At 73.1% G+C, this 19,164-nt stretch carries 17 protein-coding genes; 12 read left to right on the top strand and 5 right to left on the bottom strand.

Going from position 1 to position 19,164, the window contains the following annotated elements; translation table 11 throughout:
- Positions 1 to 50 precede the first annotated feature (50 nt).
- Both lon and AB0D46_RS11035 read left to right on the top strand, forming a co-directional pair.
- Positions 51 to 2,462, top strand: a complete 2,412-nt coding sequence (gene lon / locus AB0D46_RS11040) for an endopeptidase La (protein WP_362876998.1) — start codon at positions 51 to 53, stop codon at positions 2,460 to 2,462.
- A gap of 212 nt (positions 2,463 to 2,674) precedes the next feature.
- Positions 2,675 to 3,115 carry a MarR family transcriptional regulator gene (locus tag AB0D46_RS11035; protein ID WP_362876997.1) on the top strand — a complete coding sequence of 147 codons (441 nt, stop codon included), beginning with the start codon at positions 2,675 to 2,677 and terminating at the stop codon, positions 3,113 to 3,115.
- A gap of 135 nt (positions 3,116 to 3,250) precedes the next feature.
- Here the strand turns inward: AB0D46_RS11035 and AB0D46_RS11030 are convergent, their stop codons facing one another.
- Positions 3,251 to 4,024, bottom strand: coding sequence for a protein phosphatase 2C domain-containing protein (locus AB0D46_RS11030; RefSeq protein WP_362876996.1), 774 nt, complete (start codon positions 4,022 to 4,024; stop codon positions 3,251 to 3,253).
- A 398-nt stretch (positions 4,025 to 4,422) separates the two neighbouring features.
- Between AB0D46_RS11030 and AB0D46_RS11025 the strand changes: the two genes are divergently transcribed.
- The 5 genes from AB0D46_RS11025 to AB0D46_RS11005 all read left to right on the top strand — a co-directional run bounded on the left by AB0D46_RS11025 (position 4,423) and on the right by AB0D46_RS11005 (position 10,611).
- The gene (locus AB0D46_RS11025; protein WP_362876995.1) at positions 4,423 to 7,680 is read left to right on the top strand and encodes a nitrate- and nitrite sensing domain-containing protein; all 3,258 of its coding nucleotides are present in this window, start codon (positions 4,423 to 4,425) and stop codon (positions 7,678 to 7,680) included.
- Entirely contained in the window at positions 7,677 to 8,147 is a 471-nt protein-coding gene (locus AB0D46_RS11020) for a roadblock/LC7 domain-containing protein (RefSeq protein WP_362876994.1), read from the top strand. The genes AB0D46_RS11025 and AB0D46_RS11020 overlap by 4 nt, the downstream gene beginning before the upstream one ends.
- Positions 8,144 to 8,527 (top strand): DUF742 domain-containing protein, encoded by a 384-nt coding sequence (locus AB0D46_RS11015; protein WP_362876993.1) that lies wholly within the window; start codon positions 8,144 to 8,146, stop codon positions 8,525 to 8,527. Before AB0D46_RS11020 ends, AB0D46_RS11015 begins: the two co-directional genes overlap by 4 nt.
- Complete coding sequence (locus AB0D46_RS11010; RefSeq protein WP_362876992.1) at positions 8,508 to 9,131, top strand: ATP/GTP-binding protein; 624 nt, start codon at positions 8,508 to 8,510, stop codon at positions 9,129 to 9,131. The genes AB0D46_RS11015 and AB0D46_RS11010 overlap by 20 nt, the downstream gene beginning before the upstream one ends.
- Before the next feature lie 184 nt (positions 9,132 to 9,315).
- On the top strand, positions 9,316 to 10,611 hold the full coding sequence (locus AB0D46_RS11005; RefSeq protein ID WP_362876991.1) for a styrene monooxygenase/indole monooxygenase family protein: 1,296 nt from the start codon (positions 9,316 to 9,318) through the stop codon (positions 10,609 to 10,611).
- Here AB0D46_RS11005 and AB0D46_RS11000 read toward each other — a convergent pair.
- The 3 genes from AB0D46_RS11000 to AB0D46_RS10990 all read right to left on the bottom strand — a co-directional run bounded on the left by AB0D46_RS11000 (position 10,527) and on the right by AB0D46_RS10990 (position 12,871).
- A complete protein-coding gene (locus tag AB0D46_RS11000) occupies positions 10,527 to 11,693 on the bottom strand; it encodes an NlpC/P60 family protein (protein WP_362876990.1) in 1,167 nt (388 codons plus the stop codon). The genes AB0D46_RS11005 and AB0D46_RS11000 overlap by 85 nt on opposite strands.
- Positions 11,694 to 11,903: 210 nt before the next feature.
- Positions 11,904 to 12,413, bottom strand: a complete 510-nt coding sequence (locus tag AB0D46_RS10995; RefSeq protein WP_362876989.1) for a hypothetical protein — start codon at positions 12,411 to 12,413, stop codon at positions 11,904 to 11,906.
- Positions 12,410 to 12,871, bottom strand: coding sequence for a DUF6325 family protein (locus AB0D46_RS10990; protein ID WP_362876988.1), 462 nt, complete (start codon positions 12,869 to 12,871; stop codon positions 12,410 to 12,412). Before AB0D46_RS10990 ends, AB0D46_RS10995 begins: the two co-directional genes overlap by 4 nt.
- Before the next feature lie 112 nt (positions 12,872 to 12,983).
- On the opposite strand from AB0D46_RS10990, the gene AB0D46_RS10985 reads away from it, so the two are divergent.
- Both AB0D46_RS10985 and AB0D46_RS10980 read left to right on the top strand, forming a co-directional pair.
- The gene (locus tag AB0D46_RS10985) at positions 12,984 to 14,351 is read left to right on the top strand and encodes an FtsW/RodA/SpoVE family cell cycle protein (protein WP_362876987.1); all 1,368 of its coding nucleotides are present in this window, start codon (positions 12,984 to 12,986) and stop codon (positions 14,349 to 14,351) included.
- Positions 14,348 to 15,817: a penicillin-binding transpeptidase domain-containing protein gene (locus AB0D46_RS10980; RefSeq protein WP_362876986.1), complete on the top strand. Its 1,470-nt coding sequence runs from the start codon at positions 14,348 to 14,350 to the stop codon at positions 15,815 to 15,817. Before AB0D46_RS10985 ends, AB0D46_RS10980 begins: the two co-directional genes overlap by 4 nt.
- 39 nt (positions 15,818 to 15,856) lie before the next feature.
- On the opposite strand, the gene AB0D46_RS10975 is transcribed toward AB0D46_RS10980, so the two are convergent.
- A complete protein-coding gene (locus tag AB0D46_RS10975) occupies positions 15,857 to 16,963 on the bottom strand; it encodes a ferritin-like domain-containing protein (RefSeq protein ID WP_362876985.1) in 1,107 nt (368 codons plus the stop codon).
- Positions 16,964 to 17,132: 169 nt separating this feature from the next.
- On the opposite strand from AB0D46_RS10975, the gene AB0D46_RS10970 reads away from it, so the two are divergent.
- The 3 genes from AB0D46_RS10970 to AB0D46_RS10960 are packed head-to-tail and all read left to right on the top strand — an operon-like array spanning position 17,133 to position 19,079.
- Positions 17,133 to 18,062 (top strand): diiron oxygenase, encoded by a 930-nt coding sequence (locus AB0D46_RS10970; protein WP_362876984.1) that lies wholly within the window; start codon positions 17,133 to 17,135, stop codon positions 18,060 to 18,062.
- A 23-nt stretch (positions 18,063 to 18,085) separates the two neighbouring features.
- On the top strand, positions 18,086 to 18,799 hold the full coding sequence (locus tag AB0D46_RS10965; RefSeq protein WP_362876983.1) for a helix-turn-helix domain-containing protein: 714 nt from the start codon (positions 18,086 to 18,088) through the stop codon (positions 18,797 to 18,799).
- A gap of 10 nt (positions 18,800 to 18,809) precedes the next feature.
- Positions 18,810 to 19,079 carry a hypothetical protein gene (locus AB0D46_RS10960; protein WP_362876982.1) on the top strand — a complete coding sequence of 90 codons (270 nt, stop codon included), beginning with the start codon at positions 18,810 to 18,812 and terminating at the stop codon, positions 19,077 to 19,079.
- The last annotated feature ends 85 nt before the right edge of the window (positions 19,080 to 19,164 follow it).

Below are 19,164 nucleotides of genomic sequence, written 5' to 3'. Positions count from 1 at the left end.
TCACGTGCATTGAGTCGGCATAGCTCAAGTTCACTGCCGGAGGGAACATCATGGCTTCGACGTCCGTATCGCTCACCCTGCCCGTGCTGCCGCTGGACGACGAAGTCGTGCTGCCCGGGATGGTCGTTCCGCTGGACCTGTCCGACGCCGAGGTGCGCGCCGCCGTGGAGGCCGCGCAGGCCGCGGCCGGGTCGGGGAGCGGCAAGCCCCGGGTGCTGCTGGTGCCCAGGATCGACGGGACGTACGCGGGCACCGGCGTGCTCGGCACCGTCGAGCAGGTCGGTCGGCTCTCCGACGGGGACCCCGGCGCCCTGATCCGGGGCCGGGGCCGCGTCCGCATCGGCGCCGGGACCACCGGGCCGGGCGCCGCCCTGTGGGTCGAGGGCGAGAGCGTCGACGAGCAGGAGCCCGAGCCGCTGCCCGGCGCCGTCGCCGAACTGGTCACCGAGTACAAGGCGCTCGCCACCAGTTGGCTCAAGAAGCGCGGCGCCTGGCAGGTCGTCGACCGGGTGCAGCAGATCGAGGGCGTCTCCGCGCTCGCCGACAACTCCGGCTACTCGCCGTTCCTGACCGTGGCCCAGAAGGTCGAGCTGTTGGAGACCGTCGACCCGGTCGCCCGGCTCCGCCTCGCCGTCCGCCGGCTCAGCGACCACCTCGCCGAACAGGACGTCGCCGAGTCCATCGCCAAGGACGTGCAGGACGGGGTCGACAAGCAGCAGCGCGAGTTCCTCCTGCGCCGCCAGCTGGACGCGGTCCGCAAGGAACTGCGCGAACTCAACGGGGAGAACGGCGGGAAGGACGGCGAGGAGACCGACGACTACCGGGCCCGCGTCGAGGCCGCCGACCTGCCCGAGAAGGTCCGCGAGGCCGCGCTCAAGGAGGTCGAGAAGCTCGAACGGTCCAGCGACCAGAGCCCGGAGGGCTCCTGGATCCGGACCTGGCTCGACACCGTCCTCGAACTGCCCTGGAACGAGCGCACCGAGGACGCCTACGACATCCGCGGCGCCCGCGCGGTCCTCGACGCCGAGCACGCCGGGCTGAGCGACGTGAAGGACCGCATCACCGAGTACCTCGCCGTGCGCAAGCGCCGCGGCGAGCGCGGCCTGGGCGTCATCGGCGGCCGCCGCGGCGGGGCCGTACTGGCCCTCGTCGGGCCGCCCGGTGTCGGAAAGACCTCGCTCGGCCAGAGCGTCGCGCACGCCATGGGCCGCGAGTTCGTCCGCGTCGCCCTCGGCGGCGTACGGGACGAGGCCGAGATCCGCGGCCACCGCCGGACCTACGTCGGCGCGCTGCCCGGCCGGATCGTCCGCGCCATCAAGGAGGCCGGGTCGATGAACCCCGTCGTCCTCCTCGACGAGATCGACAAGGTCGGCTCCGACTTCCGCGGCGACCCGGCCGCGGCCCTCCTCGAAGTCCTCGACCCGGCGCAGAACCACACCTTCCGCGACCACTACCTGGAGGTGGAACTGGACCTGAGCGACGTGGTCTTCCTGGCCACCGCCAACGTCCTGGAGGCCGTCCCGGAGGCGCTGGCCGACCGGATGGAAATCGTCCGCCTCGACGGGTACACCGAGGACGAGAAGGTCGTCATCGCCCGCGACCACCTCCTGCCCCGCCAGCTGGAGCGGGCCGGACTCGCCGCCGACGAGGTCGCCCTGGAGGACGCGGCGCTGCGCCGGCTCGCCGGCGAGTACACCCGCGAGGCCGGCGTGCGCACCCTGGAGCGGTCCCTGGCCCGGCTGCTGCGCAAGGTGGCCGCCCAGAACGAACTGGGGGAGCGGGACCTGCCGCTCACCGTGGGCCCCGACGACCTGCGGGGGCTCATCGGCCGGCCGCACCACGTCCCCGAGTCCGCGCAGGACCCGGCCGAGCGGCGCACCGCCGTACCCGGCGTGGCCACCGGCCTCGCCGTGACCGGGGCCGGCGGGGACGTGCTGTTCGTCGAGGCCTCGCTCGCCGACCCCGAGACCGGGGCCGCCGGGCTCACCCTGACCGGCCAGCTCGGCGACGTCATGAAGGAATCGGCGCAGATCGCGCTCAGCTTCCTGCGCTCGCACGGCGCCGAACTGGAACTGCCCGTCGCCGACCTGAAGGACCGGGGCGTCCACATCCACTTCCCGGCGGGCGCGGTGCCCAAGGACGGCCCCAGCGCCGGCATCACCATGACGACGGCCCTCGCCTCGCTGCTGTCCGGCCGGCAGGTCCGCACCGACGTGGCGATGACCGGCGAGGTCTCCCTGACCGGACGGGTCCTGCCCATCGGCGGGGTCAAGCAGAAGCTGCTGGCCGCGCACCGGGCCGGATTGACCACGGTGATCATCCCGAAGCGGAACGAGGCCGACCTGGACGACGTCCCGGCCGAGGTACTGGAGGGGCTGGAGGTGCACCCGGTGACGGACGTACGCCAGGTCCTGGAACTGGCCCTCGCGCCCGCGGAGGTCTCCTTCACCAAGGCCGCCTGACCGGCCGCCCGACCGAGGGCCCGACCGACCCTTCTGCCGGCCGCCCGACCGAGGGCCCGGGAACCGCTCCGGCGGGGCCCCGGGCCCTCGCCGCGTCCGCTACGAAATACTGGGGCCCCGCGCCGCGGGTCTCGAACAAGGGGTCGGCGGCGCCCCGGCGGCGCCCACGGGCCCAGCTACAGAAATGCCACACACCACCGATGGGAGCGGACGTGCACGGAAGCGAAGACCAGGAGTTCCTCGCCCTGGAGCGGGAGCTGTCCGTCTTCCTCCGGCGCGCCCGATCCTCCTCCGGGGAGATGGCCCGCGCCCTGCACCCGGAGCTGGAGCCGGCCGCCTACGGACTCCTCGTCCGGCTGGAGGCGGCCGGCCGGCAGCGGGCCACCGAACTCGCCGCCTACTTCGGGGTCGGCAAGGCCACCATGAGCCGCCAGCTGCGCGCCCTGGAGGTCCTGGGCCTGGTCGCCCGCGAGCCGGACCCCGCCGACGGCCGCGCCTTCCTCGTCGGACTCACCGAGGAGGGCCGGGAGCGCTTCCTGCGGGTCCGCGGCGCCCGCCGCGAGCAGTACATGCGCAAGCTGGCGGACTGGGACCGGGGCGAGGTCGCGGAGCTGGCCCGACTCCTGCGCCAGCTCAACTCCGGTGAGGAGTAGCCCCGCCCGCCGCGCACCCCCGCGCAGGCCGTCCACCCTCGCGCACGCCGTGCACCCCGCGCACGCCGTGCACCCCGCGCACCCCCCGCACCCGACCCCGACGGACGGCGCGCCCGCCCGGCCGGCCCCGCCCCGCTACAGCTCCGCGTAGACCGCCGAGGCGTCGTCGTGCCGCTTGTACCGGGCTGTCGGGCGCAGCGGATCGGACTCGATCTCCCGTACCCGCCCGATCAGTCCTTCGGCGCCCTCCTTGCGCAGCACGTCCAGGCAGGCCGCCCAATCGCCCTCCCCGAACGTGTCCGTCCAGCGGCTCGCCCCGTCCGTGAGCGCGGCCACCGCCACGACCTCCTCGCGCGGGGTGCGCCCGGTGACGGCCCGGCCGGCGGCCGCCGGGTCCGCGGCCGCCGTCCAGAAGCCGCCCTCGGCGTTGCGCAGCGCGTCCGTCGCCGCGACCGACGCCAGGACCTCGCGCGGGATCCGGTCCAGCCGGTCGTCGAGCACCGCCGCGACCCCGCCGTCCGCCCCGCGGAGCAGGAGCACCGAGTCCGACAGCACGAGGTGTTCCACCCAGGACCCGTCCCAGCGGGCCATCACGACCGTCGCCTGGGGGGTCCGTACGTGAGAAAGGTCACAGGATTCCCGGTGGGCGTCGGCGGTGTCGGCGATGGCCCGCGCCAGGATCCGGTCCAGCGGCATGTCCCGCCGCGATCCGGACAGTTCGGTCAATCGGCCGCCGAGTCGCGCCGAGAACCACGGCACGCCGTGCACGCACCCGTCGCCGCCGCCCGGCGGGGTGACCCCGTCCAGCACCACCAGGACGCCGCCGCCCGAAGCGGGCGCCGAGGCCGACAGCCAGTCCTCATTGGGGCGTTCCGGGTCGCCGGGGGCCGTGGCGAGGTCGATGCGCATGGGGGCATTCTGCCCGCCGGGGCCGCCGCGGGACCCCGGCGTGAGCCCCCGTGCGCCAAGAGGTCCGTACCAATGCGAGGGAGGGGCGCCCGCCATCGACGGCCCACCCGTCGGCGGGTCCGCGCGATGTGGGCGGGCATAGTGCCAAAGCCCGGCTCGATCTTTCAACCACCTGTCCACGGGCGTCCCCTGGCACGGGGTGCCCGAGTTGGTCGGCCAGTCCTCCTTGATGTTCACTCCTTCGAGTGGCCGGGTGGGCGATGTGCGGCTCTCTTCGCATCACACTGCAAAGGTCTGAGGCGGTACGAGGAGGCAGGGGGCGTTTACTTGTTGACCGGCCGTTACCTCGGCCACACGAGTAGACGAGCACGAGCACACGTACAGGATTGCGAGCACCGGTGCAGAAGAAGCGGTCTCGGAAGAACGGCACCGCCAGCGCCGACGGACCCGCCAAGGCAGGACGGCGCGTACGCGTCCGCCGCAGGCTGGTCATCGGTGTGGCAGTCGCCGGACTCACCGTCCTCGCGGCCGGCGCACCCGCCGTCGTCTCCGCCACGAGGGAACTGAACGACTCACAACGCCTGGTCACCCTCGCGGAGCAGACCGGGCACACCCTCACCCTCACCCACCTCCTGGGCGACGAGCGCGACGCCGTCGTCGAGTACGTGGCCAAGGGCCGGCCCGGCGCCGGCAAGGGTTCCGTCGACGAGCGCACCGCCCGCACCGACCGGCAACTCGCCGAGGTCCGGACCGAGGCCGACGAGGAACTCGCGCGCGCCCTCGGCAAGGTCCGGGCCGTCCGCGCCGAGGCCGTCGACGGCAAGGGCACCGCCCTCGCCGCCCACCAGGCCTACGCGGCCGTCCTCGCCGAACTCCTCGCCCCCGGCGACCGGCTCGTCGAACTCACCCCGCCGCGCGCCGAGGCCGCCCTGGCCACCACGCGCCCCCTGGTCCCCCTCGGCCGCGCCGTGGAACAGGCCTCGGCCACCCGTGGACTGCTGCTCGCCGCGCTGGCCGTCCCCCGCGGCGAGCAGCCCCCCAACGCCGCGGTCGTGGACGAACTCACCACCTCCGCGCAGCGCTCCCGCGTCCGGGAACAGGCCGCCCTCGACGACTTCGCGCGCACGGCCCGGCCCGACGTACGGGAGACGCTCGCCGTCACCGTCACCGGCCCCGAGGTCAAGACCGCCGACGACTTCCTCAAGCGGCTCACCGACCGGCCCACGCTGACCCCCGCCGACCGCAAGGTCGACGCAGGCGCCGTCGGCGCCGCGCTCACCGCCCGCATCGACCGCATGCGGTCCGTGGAATCCACCCTCGCGGGCACCCGCGCCACCGCCCTCGCCACCCAGCGCGACGACGACGTGACCCGCCTGGAACTCGTCGTCGCCGTACTCGGCGTGCTGTTCCTCTTCGTCATCGGCTTCTCCACCGCCATCGCCCGCTCCCTCACCCGGCCGCTGTCCGTCCTGCGCCGCGGCGCGGAACGGCTGGCGACCGCGGAGGGCTCGGTGGAGCCGGTGCGCTTCACCGGCCGCAACGACGAGTTCGCCGAGGTCGTCCGCCACCTCAACGCGGTGCGCGACCAGACGGTCTCCCTGCACACCCGGATCGCCGGACTCGACGCCGACCGCCGCCGCCTCATCGGCCGCAACGAGGCCCTCGCCTCGGGCCGCGAGGCAGTGGAGAAGGAACTCGCCGAGCTGCGCGCCGGCCTCGAAGAGCACCGCCGCAACATGTCGACCACCTCGGTCTCCCTGTCGCTGCGGACCCTGGGCCTGGTGGAGCGGCAGCTCGCCGTCATCGAGGAGCTGGAGTCCAAGGAGGGCGACCCGGACCGGCTCGCCACCCTCTTCAAGCTGGACCACCTCGCGACGGTGATGCGCCGCCACAACGAGAACCTGCTGGTCCTCGCCGGACAGGAACACGGCCACGGCCAGAGCCTGCCCGTGCCACTCGTCGACGTCATGCGGGCGGCCGTCAGCGAGATCGAACGCTACGAACGCGTCGAGTTGGCCGCCCTGCCCTCGTACACGCAGGTCGCCGGGCACGCCGCCGACGACATCTCGCACGTCCTGGCCGAACTCCTGGAGAACGCGACGACGTTCTCGCCTCCGGACGCCAAGGTGAAGGTCTCCGGCCGGCTCCAGGACTCCGGCGAAGTGGTCCTGTCCGTCGTGGACTGCGGCATCGGGGTCACCGAGGACCGCCTGGAGTCCCTCAACGCCCGGCTGGCCAGCCCCGAGGCCTACGACGAGGAACCGGAGGCCGAACACGGCCTCGGCCTCGGACTGTACGTCGCCGGCCGACTCGCCGCCCGCCACGGCGTCACGGCCGAGCTGCGCGCCGCCCGCCACGGCGGCACCGAGGCCCTGGTCGTCGTGCCGCGGGGGCTGCTGCCCGCCGGCGCCCCGGCCACCGCCGTCCACAGCCTGGCCGAACCGGGCCTGCCCGCGTTCCAGCTGCCCGGAGTGGTCGCCGAAGCCAACGAGAACACCCTGCGGCCGCGGCTGCGGCCCCGGCACGACGGCGCGGAGACCGCCGCGCCCGCCCAACTGACCGACCCCGACCCGGCGGGCGCCGTGGAGGCGCCCGCCCGGGTGGTCCCGCTCGCCGAGGCCTTCGACACGGAGCCCGCCGGTACGGAGAGCACCGCTACGGAGAGCACCGGTACGGAGACGGTCGAAGCGGAGACCGGCGGTACGGAGGCCGCCGAGAGCGGCGCCTTCGACACCACGGCCTTCGACACCACGGCTTTCGACGCCGCGTTCGCCGAGCCGGTGTTCGCCGACACGGAGCCGACCGCCCGGGCCCTGACCGACGCGGACGCCGGCCACGCCACCGACGCCGGTGAGGGCTTCGCGGGCTTCGACGCCGGGGAACTGCCCCCCGCCGAGCAGGTCTTCACGGCCTCCGCCCCGCAGCCCGCGCCGGGCGAGCGGGCCGACGCGGACACCCCCGTACGGGTGGTCCCGCTGGCCGAGGCCTTCGACGCCGACGAGCCCGCGGAGCTGCCGCCCGCCGAGCAGGTCTTCACGGTGCCCGCCCCGGCCGCCGAGGCGCCGGACGCGCCCGGAGCGGGCGAGGAACTCCTCGCGCGGGTCGTCGCCGACGCCGACGCGGACGCCTTCACGGTGGCGGACCCCGACCCGCAGGGCCCCGGTCCGGACGCCGACGCCGCCGCGCGGGTCTCCGTACCGGACGAAGGACTGTCGCTCCTCGCACAGCCCTACACCGTCCCCGCCCCCGACGCCGAACAGGGCGCGCACCGGCGGGCCGACGCCGAGGAGCACTTCGTCCCGCGTCAAGGCAGCCACCCCGGGCACGAGAGCGCCCCCAGGCGCCCCGTCACCGAGGCCGTCACCGACAAGGGACTGCCCAAGCGCACCCCGCGCGCCTCCGCCGGCCCGGCACGCCCCGCCGAGACCCGGACCGCCGAGACCCGCACCGAACCCCACCGGGTGGACGCCGAGGAACTGCGCCGCCGACTCGGCGGTTTCTACCAGGGCGCCCAGGACGGGCGGCGCGTCGTCGCCGCCGAACTCGCCCAGGACCAGTATCAGGATCAGGACCAGGACCAGGACCAGGACGGTACGCAGGACCAGGGGCAGGGGCGCACCGACCAGGGGGACACCGCACAGGAGGCACGCACATGACCGCGCCCAGTACGTACGGACTGAGCACCCAGGCCCGCAACCTGCAGTGGCTGCTGACCGACCTCGTCGAGGAGGTGCCCGGCGTCAACTCCGTCGCCGTCGTCTCCTCCGACGGCCTCCTGCTGCTCTCCTCCGAGCCCGCGGAGGCCCCGCAGGACCGGCCCAGGGGCCCCCGCGGCGCCTCGGCCGACCTCGCCACCATCGTCTCCGGACTCGGCAGCCTCACCACCGGCGCCGCGGCCCTGATGGAGCTCGGCGCCGTCAAGCAGACCATGGTGGCCATGGAGAACGGCTCCGTCTTCGTCATGGCCATCAGCGACGGCTCCCTGCTGGGCGTGCACGCCACGCCCGACTGCGACATGAGCGTCGTCGCCTACCACATGGCCCTGTTCGTCGGCCGCGCCGGCCACGTCCTGACCCCCGAAGTCCGCAGTGAGCTGCGCCAGTCGATGGAGAACACACCGTGAGGAGTACGGCCTCCGACCGGCTTCCGATACGCGGCGCCGACCGCCGCCCCGCCCGCGTCCGCCCGTACTCCCTCACGGGCGGTCGCACCCGCTTCACGCAGGTCCTGCTCGTGGAGACGTTCGTCGCCGCGCTGGACACCGACACGGCCGCGACGACCGACCGCACGCCGGAGATGCGCGCCATCGTCGAGGTGTGCCGCCGCATGCGCACCATCGCCGAGATATCCGCCCTGCTCGGACTTCCGCTGGGCGTCGTCCGCGTCCTGGTCAGCGACCTCGCCGACCAGGGTCGCGTACGCGTCTACGGCACGGGGCACGGCACCGGCCGTCCCGAACGCGCACTGCTCGAAAGGGTGCTCAGTGGTCTTCGCCGTCTCTGACCCGGCCGCCCTCGTGGACGACGAGCCCGTACGGCCCTGGCAGTACGACCGCTCGCGCGCGCCCGTCGCCGTCAAGGTGCTCGTCGCCGGCGGCTTCGGCGTCGGCAAGACGACCTTCGTGTCCTCCCTCTCCGAGATCACCCCGCTGCGCACCGAAGCGGTCATGACCGAGGCGGGCAGCCCCACCGACGACCTGACCGGAACCCCGGACAAGCGCACCACGACCGTCGCCATGGACTTCGGCCGCGTCACCCTCGCCGACGACCTCGTGCTGTACGTGTACGGGACGCCGGGCCAGGAACGCTTCTGGTTCATGTGGGACGACCTGGTGCGCGGCGCCATCGGCGGCCTCGTGCTGGCCGACACGCGCCGCCTGCGCGACTGCTTCCCGGCCCTCGACTACTTCGAGAGCTGCGGCCTGCCGTACGCCGTCGCCGTCAACCACTTCGAGGGCTCCCACGCGTACGCGCCCGAGGACGTGCGCGAGGCGCTGTCGCTCCCGCCCGGGGTGCCCGTTCTGATCATGGACGCGCGGCGCCGGGAGTCGGTCGTCGAGTCCCTGCTGACCCTGGTGGGCCACGCGTTGGACGAGACGCCCGAATAGGGTCGTCGGGCGGGGCCGGTCCGTCCCGTCCGTTCGTACGGTCCGGCCGCCCGTCCGATCCGTTCGTCCGATCCGTTCGTCCGTCCGGTTCCACGCCGGGCCCGTACGCCCTTACGGCCCCGCCGGTCCGGTGCTATACCGTCCCCGTCCGCACGGTCCCCACAGCCCGAATTGAGAACGTGAGATGCGCAAGATACTTGTCGTAGGAGCCGGCCAGTCCGGCCTCCAGCTCGCCCTCGGCCTCCAGGCGAAGGACTACGAGGTCACCCTCATGTCCAACCGGACGGCGGACGAGATCCGTACCGGACGGGTCATGTCCACGCAGTGCATGTTCGACACCGCGCTGCAGCACGAGCGGGACCTCGGGATCAACTTCTGGGAGCGGCAGGCCCCGAGGATCCAGGGGCTCGGCGTCTCGGTCGCCGCTCCCGACGGCTCCCGCCCCATCGACTGGCTCGGCCGCCTCAAGGGCCACGCCCAGTCCGTCGACCAGCGCGTGAAGATGGCCGGCTGGCTCGACACGTTCACGCAGCGCGGCGGCCAGCTGGTCATCCACGGCGCGTCCGTCGCCGACCTCGACTACTTCTCCCGCACGTACGACCTCGTCCTCGTCGCCGCCGGCAAGGGCGAACTCGTCTCGATGTTCGGACGCAACCCGGCGCGTTCCCCCTACGACGCCCCGCAGCGCGCCCTGGCCGTCGCCTACGTGCACGGACTCGGCCCGCGCCCCGAACACCCGGACACCGAAGCGGTCCGCTGCAACCTGGTGCCCGGCGTCGGCGAACTCTTCGTCATGCCGACCCTCACCACCTCCGGCCGCGCCGACATCCTCTTCTGGGAGGGCGTCCCCGGCGGCCCGCTCGACGTCTTCAAGGGCGTGAACGACCCCTCGGAGCACCTCGCGCTGACGCTGGACCTCATGAAGACGTACACGCCCTGGGAGCACGCCCGTGCGACCGAGGTCGAACTGACCGACGCGGGCGGCACCCTCGCCGGCCGGTACGCCCCGGTGGTCCGCAATCCGATCGGCCGGCTCCCCGGCGGCGGCCTCGTCCTCGGCGTCGCCGACGTGGTCGTCGCGAACGACCCGATCACCGGACAGGGCTCGAACTCCGCCGCCAAGTGCGCCGCCTCGTACCTCTCCTCGATCCTCATGCACGGGGACGACCCGTTCGACGAGGCATGGATGAAGGCGACGTTCGACAAGTACTGGTTCACCACCGGCAAGCCGGTGACCCAGTGGACGAACGCCATGCTGGGCGTCCCCCCGGAGCACGTGCTGAACCTGATCGGTGCGGCCGGGCAGCTCCAGCCGGTGGCGGACCGCTTCGCCAACGGCTTCGACAACCCGGCCGACTTCGACGGCTACTTCTACGACCCCGAGGACGCGGCCGACTACCTCGCCGAGGTCGGCGCGGCCGCCGGCTCCGCCGCCGGTTCGGCTTCCTCCACCGCGTCCGGAGCCTCCTCCGCCGAGTAACCGGCATCGCCCCCCGCCGTCGCGGCCGCCGGCAGCGGCGGCGGGGTGAACTCCGCCAACGGAGTCCCCTCCGGATCCGGCCGCACCGCCCCCAGCAGCGGGTTCGCCGCGATCGGCGACACCTTCACGGCTGCCCCCGGACGCGGCGCCTGGATCACCTTGCCGTCACCGACGTACAGCGCCACGTGCGTCGCCTTCGGGAAGTACACCACCAGGTCCCCCGGCCGCAGCCGGTCCAACGGCACCTTCGGCAGCCGCGCCCACTGCTCCTGACTGGTACGGGGGATCGACCGCCCGGCGTGCTCCCAGGCCTTCGACGTCAACCCGGAACAGTCGAACGACCCCGGCCCCTCGGCACCCCACACGTACGGCTTGCCGATCTGTGCCGTCGCGAACCCCAGGGCGGCGCCACCCGCCGCCGTAGGCGTACCCGTACGGTCGGGCAGCCGGCCCGAACCGACCAGGTCCCGCTGCGCCCCGGCCGTCACCGCCTCCTCGCGCTCCCCCAGCCGGGCCAACTCCTCGGGCGTGAGCGCCGCCAGCAGCCGCTCGACCTCCTTCAGGCGGGCCGCGACGTCCTCCCGGTGCCGCTTCTGCTCCCCGGACAGGACCCGCTGCGCCTCCAACGCCTTGCGCGCCTCGGCGGCCAGCGCCCCGGCCCGCTTCTCGCCCTGCTCCAGCCGCGCCACGACCCCGGCGCGCCTGGCCCCCTCACGGGCGGTCAGCCGCCGCTGGTCGACGGCCTGCTGGGGGTCACCGGAGAGCAGCAACCGCAGGTACGGGGAGAACTCCCGCGAGCCCTGGTACTGCTCCCGGGCCAGCCGCCCGGCGGCCGCCTTCTCGGCACCGAGCGCGGTCCGGGTCCGCCCCAACTCGACGCCGAGCCGCCGCTCGTCGTCCTGCCGCGCCTTGAGGGCGACCTCGGCGGCGTTGTAGGCCTCGCTGGCCTCTTCCGCCTTCTGGTACAGCCCCTGCAGCCGGACGAGCAGCTCCCCGACGGGCTCGGCCTGCGCGCTGGGCGGGGACCCGACGGCGACCAACACCGCAGCGATGCACCCGAGACGAACCAGTCGTTTTGTCACAAAATCACCTCCACTCCCCGGATGCTGCCACGCCCGGTATGACGAATCCCCCAACGGAGTCGGCCGAGTCGCGGGCGCCATCCGTTCGGGGGTGGGGGAGGGGCGGGGCGCCGGGGTCGGTTCTGGGGGCGGGGTCGGAGGGTGGCGGAACCCCCCAAACCCTCCCTGGTCCGGATCGACGGGACCCCGCCCTCGGGCCCCGACCGGCCGTTACCCCCTCAGCAGCTTCGACTTGGCCGTCGTGAACTCGTGCGGGGTCAGTAGGCCTTCCCTTGCCAGGGCCGCCAGTTGGGTGAGTTCGGCTGCGAGGCCCGTCTGGGGGGTCGGCGCCCGTTCGGGGGTCCCCGGGGTGTTCGGTCCGGCTGGGCGGGCGGCTTCCGGGTGGGCGGCCGCCTCCGGCGGCCGACCCTCCGCAGCTCCCTCCGGCGCGTTCTCCCGTGCGTCCGCTCCCCGGACCTCCGTGTCCCCCTCCAGGTCCGCAAGCGCGTCGGCGGCTCGCCCGGTTTCCCCGGCGCCACCGGCCCCCGCGCCCCCCGACGCCACTTCCTCACCCCACCCCGTGCGCTCCCACTCCTCCCGCTCCCGCTCGCGTTCCCGTTCCTCGCCCTGCGTCCACTCCGCCGCGCCCGCCGCTCGGCGGAGGAGGCCTCGTAGGAGGGGGTGGCCCGGCGGGCGGGTGGCCGCCGTGACCGTGGGGCCCACCGGACGGATGAACATCACGCGACCTCCACCTGTCCGTCGGCCCGCCCCTCCGGCTGCCCCTCGGCCCGACCCTCCGTCCGCCCCGCCACCGGTGCCCCCACCCGCTCCGCCGGGATGCGGACCGAGCCCACGATGCGGCCGCCGGCGGCCCGTACGGCGACGGCGGCGTCCTGGGCCCATACGTGCTCGACCACGAGGAGCAGCGCGCAGCTGCCCCGGTCCAGGAGTTCCGCGGCCTCCCGTACGTCCTCCGGGCCGATCAGTCGGGCCACGTCGCGGCCGGCCAGCAGGCCGCGGAGTTCGACGTACTCGTCGAACTCGGCGGCCAGGACCTCGCCCGCGGCCGTCCGGGTGGCGACGAGGCCGTCGATCAGTCGGACCACCCCGGTCTTGCGCAGGCCCATGACGGCCTCCACGGCGTTCACCCGCAGTTGTTCCTCCGGGAAGGCGAGGACGATGAATTCGACTGGTCCCATTGCGTCGCGGCCCTCTTCCCTGACTGACGCCGTCCTGACCGTTTCTGACGACTCTTCGGCACACTATGACATAAGCGGACATACCCTCCGCTCCCTTGCTACGTTTCCTGGTATGACCGCCCTGACGGCGAAGGTGACGGAACCCGTTCCGCCCCCGCCCCCCGACGCCCGAGCCCCCAAGCGCAGGGGGATCGAGCTCACCCTCCTCGTCGGCGCGGTCCTGATCTCGGTGCTGGGCTACCTCTCCGTCGGGCTCGCGGCCACCGGCCGGATCCCCCGGCCGGCCGGGCACCACGCGGCCGGCCTCGCCGGGGGCGCGCTGCTCGCGCACCTCGCCGTCCGGCTCAGGGCCCCGTACGCGGATCCGCTGCTGCTGCCGATCGCGGCGCTGCTCAACGGCCTCGGGCTGGTCCTGATCCAGCGGCTGGACCTCAGCACCCCCGGCGAGCCCGCCGCGGGCGACCAGCTGCGCTGGTCCGCGCTCGGGGTGGTGCTCTTCGTCCTGGTGGTGTTCGTGCTCCGGGACCACCGGGTGCTCCAGCGGTACGCCTACCTCTCCGTCACCGCGGCCCTCGCGCTGATGCTCGTCCCGGTGTTCTTCCCGGCCGTCAACGGCGCCCACATCTGGATCCGGTTCGCCGGGCTGTCCTTCCAGCCCGGGGAGTTCGCGAAGATCCTGCTCGCCGTGTTCTTCGCGGCCTACCTCGCCGCCAACCGCACCGCCCTCGCGCTGACCGGTCGGCTCCTGTTCTGGAAGCTGCGCCTGCTGCCGGGGCGGGTGTTGGGGCCGATCCTGACGATCTGGCTGCTCAGCGTGGGGCTGCTGGTCCTGGAGCGGGACCTCGGTACCTCGCTGCTCTTCTTCGGCCTTTTCGTGATCATGCTGTTCACCGCGACCGGGCGGATCGGCTGGATCGCCATCGGGCTGCTCCTGGCCGCGCTCGGCGCCTACGCCGTCGGCGCGTTCGAACCGCACGTGCACAGCCGCGTGGAGGACTGGCTGAATCCTTTCGCCTCCATCGAGCGCGGCGAGGGCCCCGGTCAGCTCGCCCAGTCCCTCTTCGCCTTCGGCGCCGGCGGCCTGCTCGGGGCGGGCCTCGGGCACGGGCAGTCGTTCCTCATCGGCTTCGCCGCCAAGTCGGACTTCGTCCTCGCCACGGCGGGGGAGGAGCTAGGGTTCGTCGGCCTGACCGCGATCCTGCTCCTGTACGGGCTCCTCGTCGCCCGGGGCTTCCGGGCCGGGCTGGCGCTGCGTGACCCGTTCGGCCGGCTGCTCGCCACCGGGCTCGCCTCGATCGTCGCCCTCCAGGTGTTCGTCATCGCGGGCGGGGTCACCGGGCTGATCCCGCTCACCGGCATGGCCATGCCGTTCCTCGCCCAGGGCGGCTCCTCCGTCGTCACCAACTGGATCATCGTCGCCCTGCTGGTCCGGCTCAGCGACAGCGCCCGCAGGCCCGAGCCGCAGGAGGCCCTCGCGTGATCCGCTACATCCGCTGGTGCGCGTACTTCTGCGCCCTGCTGTTGCTCGCCCTGCTGGTGAACGTCGGCCGGGTGCAGGTCTGGGAGGCCGCCGCCTACGGCGCGAACCCGGCCAACAAGCGCCCCGCCATCGACCGGTACGCCGAACCGCGCGGGGACATCATCGTCGACGGCCGGCCCGTCACCGGCTCCCGCGACAGCGGTCAGGTGCTGCGTTACGAGCGGACCTACACCGAAGGCCCGCTGTTCGCGCCCGTCACGGGCTTCTCCTCCCAGACGTACGGGACGAGCTTCGTCGAACGCGCCGAGGACCCGCTCCTGTCGGGCACCGACCCGGGGCTCTCCGCCTTCCCGCTCTGGTACGACCTCTCGCGCGGGCGCCCCGGCGGCGGCAACGCGGTCACCACCATCCGGGCCGCCCTCCAGCGGGCGGCGTACCGGGGCCTCGCGGGCAAGCGGGGTGCGGTGGCCGCGCTGGAACCGGGGACCGGCAAGATCCTCGCCCTGGTCAGCAGCCCCTCGTACGATCCCGGCCTGCTCTCCGGCACCGGCGGCAGGGTGGAGGCGGCCTGGGCGCGGCTGAACGCCGATCCGGCCCGGCCGATGCTCAACCGTGCGCTGCGCGAGACGTACCCGCCCGGGTCCACCTTCAAGATCGTGACGGCGGCCGCCGCACTGGACGCGGGCGTGGTGACCGACGTGGACGCGCCGACCCGGACGCCGGACCCGTACCCGCTGCCCGGGACGCACACCCTGCTGCCGAACGCGGGCACGGGGTGCGAGGACGCGTCGATGGCGGAGGCGGTGCAGTGGTCCTGCAACACGGTGATGGCCAAGATCGGGGTGCAGGTGGGGCTGCGGCGGATGGCCGGGGCGGCGGACCGGTTCGGGTTCAACGACGCGGGGCTGCGGGTGCCGTCGTGGGTGTCGCGGTCGAACTTCGACACGGACATGAGCCAGGACCAGTTGGCGCTGTCCTCGATCGGGCAGTTCAACACGAGGGCGACGCCGTTGCAGATGGCGATGGTGGCGGCGGCCGTCGCCAACGGGGGCGAGCTGAGGTCCCCGTACCTGGTGGACCGCACGACGCAGGACGACGGCTCGCAGGTCCGGCGCGGTGATCCGCGTTCGCTGGGCCGGGCGATGAGCCCGTCCACGGCGCTGCGGATGCAGGAGCTGATGGTCAAGGTGGTGGAGGACGGCACCGGACGCAACGCGGCGATCCGCGGCGCGCGGGTCGGCGGGAAGACGGGTACGGCGCAGCACGGCGTCGGCAACGCCGGTACCCCGTACGCCTGGTTCATCGCCTGGGCCCGCGCCGAGGGGGCACCGCAGCCGGCGGTGGCGGTCGCGGTGGTCGTCGAGGACGCGGCGGCGGACCGCGGCGGCATCAGCGGCAACGGCGCGGCGGCGCCGATCGCGCGGGCCGTGATGGAGGCGGCCCTGTCGGCGCCGGCGGCGAACTGAGGCACCGGCCGTCGCCGTGGGCGCCGGTACGCCCGCGTCCTATTCCGCCGCGCCCTCCCGGACGGTCTCCTCGACCTCCGCCACCCGCTCGCGTTCCTCGGTGGCGAAGCGCTCGCGGTCGAGGGCCTCGGCGATCTCCTCGTCCTGGGTCATCAGCAGGTCGAGGTTGGAGTCGCCCATGTCGAAGACGCCCATGTCGAGGTAGGCTTTCTGGAGGCGTTCGCCCCACAGCCCGATGTCCTTGACGCAGGGCACGATCCGGCTGAACAGCAGCTTGCGGAACAGGTGCAGGAACTCGGACTGCTCGCTGAACTCCTCCGCCTCGCGCCTCGGTATGCCGAAGTTCTCCAGCACCTCCACCCCGCGCAGCCGGTCCCGCATCAGGTAGCAGCCCTCGATCACGAACTCCTCGCGCTCGCGCAGTTCGGCGTCGGTCAGCTGCTTGTAGTAGTCGCGCAGGGCCATCCGTCCGAAGGCGACGTGGCGGGCCTCGTCCTGCATCACGTACGCGAGGATCTGCTTGGGCAGCGGCTTGTCCGTCGTGTCGCGGATCATCCCGAAGGCGGCCAGCGCCAGCCCCTCGATGAGCACCTGCATGCCCAGGTAGGGCATGTCCCAGCGGGAGTCGCGCAGGGTGTCGCCGAGCAGCCCCTGAAGGCTGTCGTTGATCGGGTAGAGCATCCCGACCTTCTCGTGGAGGAAGCGCCCGAAGACCTCCGCGTGCCGCGCCTCGTCCATGGTCTGGGTGGCGGAGTAGAACTTCGCGTCCAGGTCCGGCACCGATTCCACGATGCGGGCCGCGCACACCATCGCGCCCTGCTCGCCGTGCAGGAACTGGCTGAAGTTCCAGGCGCTGTAGTGCCGGCGCAGTTCGCCCTTGTCCCGGTCGGTCATCTTCGCCCAGTGCCGGGTGCCGTACAGGGTGAGGACCTCGTCCGGGGTGCCGAGCGGATCGTACGGGTCCACCTCGATGTCCCAGTCGATGCGCTTGGCGCCGTCCCACTGCTTGTCCTTGCCCTTCTGGTAGAGCGCGAGCAGCCGCTCCCGGCCGCTGTCGTACTCCCAGCTGAAGCGGGCCGAACCGGAGGCGGGGATCTGCCAGACGCCCTCGCCCGGGTCCTTCGTGTAGAGCTCGTGCGTCGACACGACGCCTCCTCGTCTCGCGTACTTCCGTACCGGACCGGACAGTTGGCAGCGTCACACGTTGGTAGACGCGGGGTCAACAAGTCGCGCGCGAGGGATTGACGACCTTGCTGACAGGCAGTCTCATAAGAGGAGACCGCCGGTAACCCCCGACCACGAGGTGCCCGAAGCCATGACCACCGTGACGCAGCGAGCCGTGCTGAGGGACGCCCTCGGCGAGCTGAAGGACCGTGAGCAGATCGCCGAGCGCCTGCTCGAATCCTCGGCCAAGCACTCCTTCGACCCCGACAAGGAACTCGACTGGGACGCCCCGATGGTCGACGGCAAGTACTACTGGCCGCCCGAACTGCTCTCCCTCTACGACACCCCGCTGTGGAAGCGGATGGGCGAGGAGCAGCGCATCGAACTCTCCCGCCACGAGGCCGCCGCGCTCGCCTCCCTCGGCATCTGGTTCGAGATCATCCTCATGCAGCTGCTGGTCCGACACATCTACGACAAGTCGCTGACCAGCAACCACGTCCGCTACGCCCTCACCGAGATCGCCGACGAATGCCGGCACTCGATGATGTTCGCCCGCATGATCCAGACGGGCGGAGCCCCCGCCTACCCGGTGTCCCGCACCCACCACAACCTGGCGCGGATCCTCAAGACGGTCTCCACCACCCCCGGTTCCTTCGCCTGCACCCTCCTCGGCGAGGAGATCCTCGACTGGATGCAGCGCCTGACCTTCCCGGACGAGCGCATCCAGCCCCTCGTGCGCGGCGTGACCCGCATCCACGTCATCGAGGAGGCCCGGCACGTCCGTTACGCCCGCGAGGAACTGCGCCGCCAGATGCTCACGGCCCCGCGCTGGGAACAGGAACTCACCCGGATCAGCTGCGGCGAGGCCGCCCGCGCCTTCGCCCTCGCGTTCGTCAACCCGGCCGTCTACGACAACATCGGCCTCGACCGGCGCGAAGCCATCGCCCAGGTCAAGGCCAGCGGACACCGCCGGGAGGTCATGCAGAGCGGCGCCAAGCGGCTCACCGACTTCCTCGACGACATCGGCATGATGCGCGGAGTCGGCCGGAAACTGTGGAAGAGCTCCGGCCTCCTGGCCTGAGGGGTGTCGTCTACGCTGCGGACATGACCGTACGCGCCTACCGCAGACTGAGCGTCGAGGAGCGGCGTGCCCAGCTCCTCGACGCCGCCCTGTCGTTGTTCGCGCACCGGGCACCGGAGGAGATCTCCCTCGACGATGTCGCCGAGGCCGCCGGGGTCTCCCGCCCGCTCGTCTACCGCTACTTCCCCGGCGGCAAGCAACAGCTCTACGAAGCCGCCCTGCGCTCGGCGGCCGACCTCCTCCAACTCTGCTTCGCCGAACCCCAGGCCGGCCCGCTCACCCAACGCCTGTCCCGCGCCCTGGACCGCTACCTCGCCTTCGTCGACGAACACGACGCCGGCTTCGCCGCCCTCCTCCAGGGCGGCAGCGTCGTCGAAACCTCCCGCACCACCGCCACCGTCGACGGCATCCGGCGCGCCGCCGCCGAACAGATCCTCCTCCACCTCGCCGTCCCGAACCCCGGGCCGCGCCTGCGCATGATGGTCCGCACCTGGATCACCGCCGTCGAGGCCGCGTCCCTCATCTGGATCGACGAGGGCAAGCAGCCGGAGGTCGACACCCTCCGCGACTGGCTCGTCGACCAGTTCATCGCCCTGCTCACCGCCACCGCCGCCACCGACCCGGAGACCGCCGCCGCCGCGCGGGCCGCGCTCGCCCTCGAATCGGCGGACGGCCCGGTCGGGCTCCTCGCCCGCCGCGTGATCCCCGTGGTCTCCGAGGCCGCCCACCTGCTGTGACACTGGAGGGGTGAGAAGCGAACCCACCCCGTTCGAGGGCGGCCCGATGGACGGCCGGGTCCTCCCGATCCTCGTCGGCCCGACCGGCCACCCGCCGAAGTGGTACGAGATCCCCGTCCCCGACGCGGCCGGCGGCCCCCCGACGGTCCTCCTCTACGAACGCGTCCCGGCGGGCTACTCGAAGCGCCTGGGCCTCCAGAAGGGCTGGAAGTACGCCTTCACCCCGACGGGCACGAAACCCAAACCCCGCTGGCCCTGGACCAAGCCCCCCCGCCCCTGACCTGGCCGGTCGTTTACGCGCCCCCCACTCCGGGTCCCGATGCAACCCCCGGGGCTCCGCCCCGAACCCCGCGCCTCAAACGCCG

It is taken from the genome of Streptomyces sp. NPDC048383 (genome assembly GCF_040651775.1).
Lineage (GTDB): Bacteria > Actinomycetota > Actinomycetes > Streptomycetales > Streptomycetaceae > Streptomyces.
Note: the sequence above shows the minus strand (reverse complement) of the source record. Positions and strands in the feature narration are given on the sequence as shown.

Excerpts from the sequence above, each read along its gene's own strand:
- lon (WP_362876998.1), top strand. The coding sequence starts at position 51 with ATGGCTTCGACGTCCGTATCGCTCACCCTGCCCGTGCTGCCGCTGGAC.
- AB0D46_RS11030 (WP_362876996.1), bottom strand. The coding sequence starts at position 4,024 with ATGCGCATCGACCTCGCCACGGCCCCCGGCGACCCGGAACGCCCCAAT.
- AB0D46_RS11020 (WP_362876994.1), top strand. The coding sequence starts at position 7,677 with ATGACCGCGCCCAGTACGTACGGACTGAGCACCCAGGCCCGCAACCTG.
- AB0D46_RS11005 (WP_362876991.1), top strand. The coding sequence starts at position 9,316 with ATGCGCAAGATACTTGTCGTAGGAGCCGGCCAGTCCGGCCTCCAGCTC.
- AB0D46_RS10990 (WP_362876988.1), bottom strand. The coding sequence starts at position 12,871 with ATGGGACCAGTCGAATTCATCGTCCTCGCCTTCCCGGAGGAACAACTG.
- AB0D46_RS10985 (WP_362876987.1), top strand. The coding sequence starts at position 12,984 with ATGACCGCCCTGACGGCGAAGGTGACGGAACCCGTTCCGCCCCCGCCC.
- AB0D46_RS10970 (WP_362876984.1), top strand. The coding sequence starts at position 17,133 with ATGACCACCGTGACGCAGCGAGCCGTGCTGAGGGACGCCCTCGGCGAG.
- AB0D46_RS10965 (WP_362876983.1), top strand. The coding sequence starts at position 18,086 with ATGACCGTACGCGCCTACCGCAGACTGAGCGTCGAGGAGCGGCGTGCC.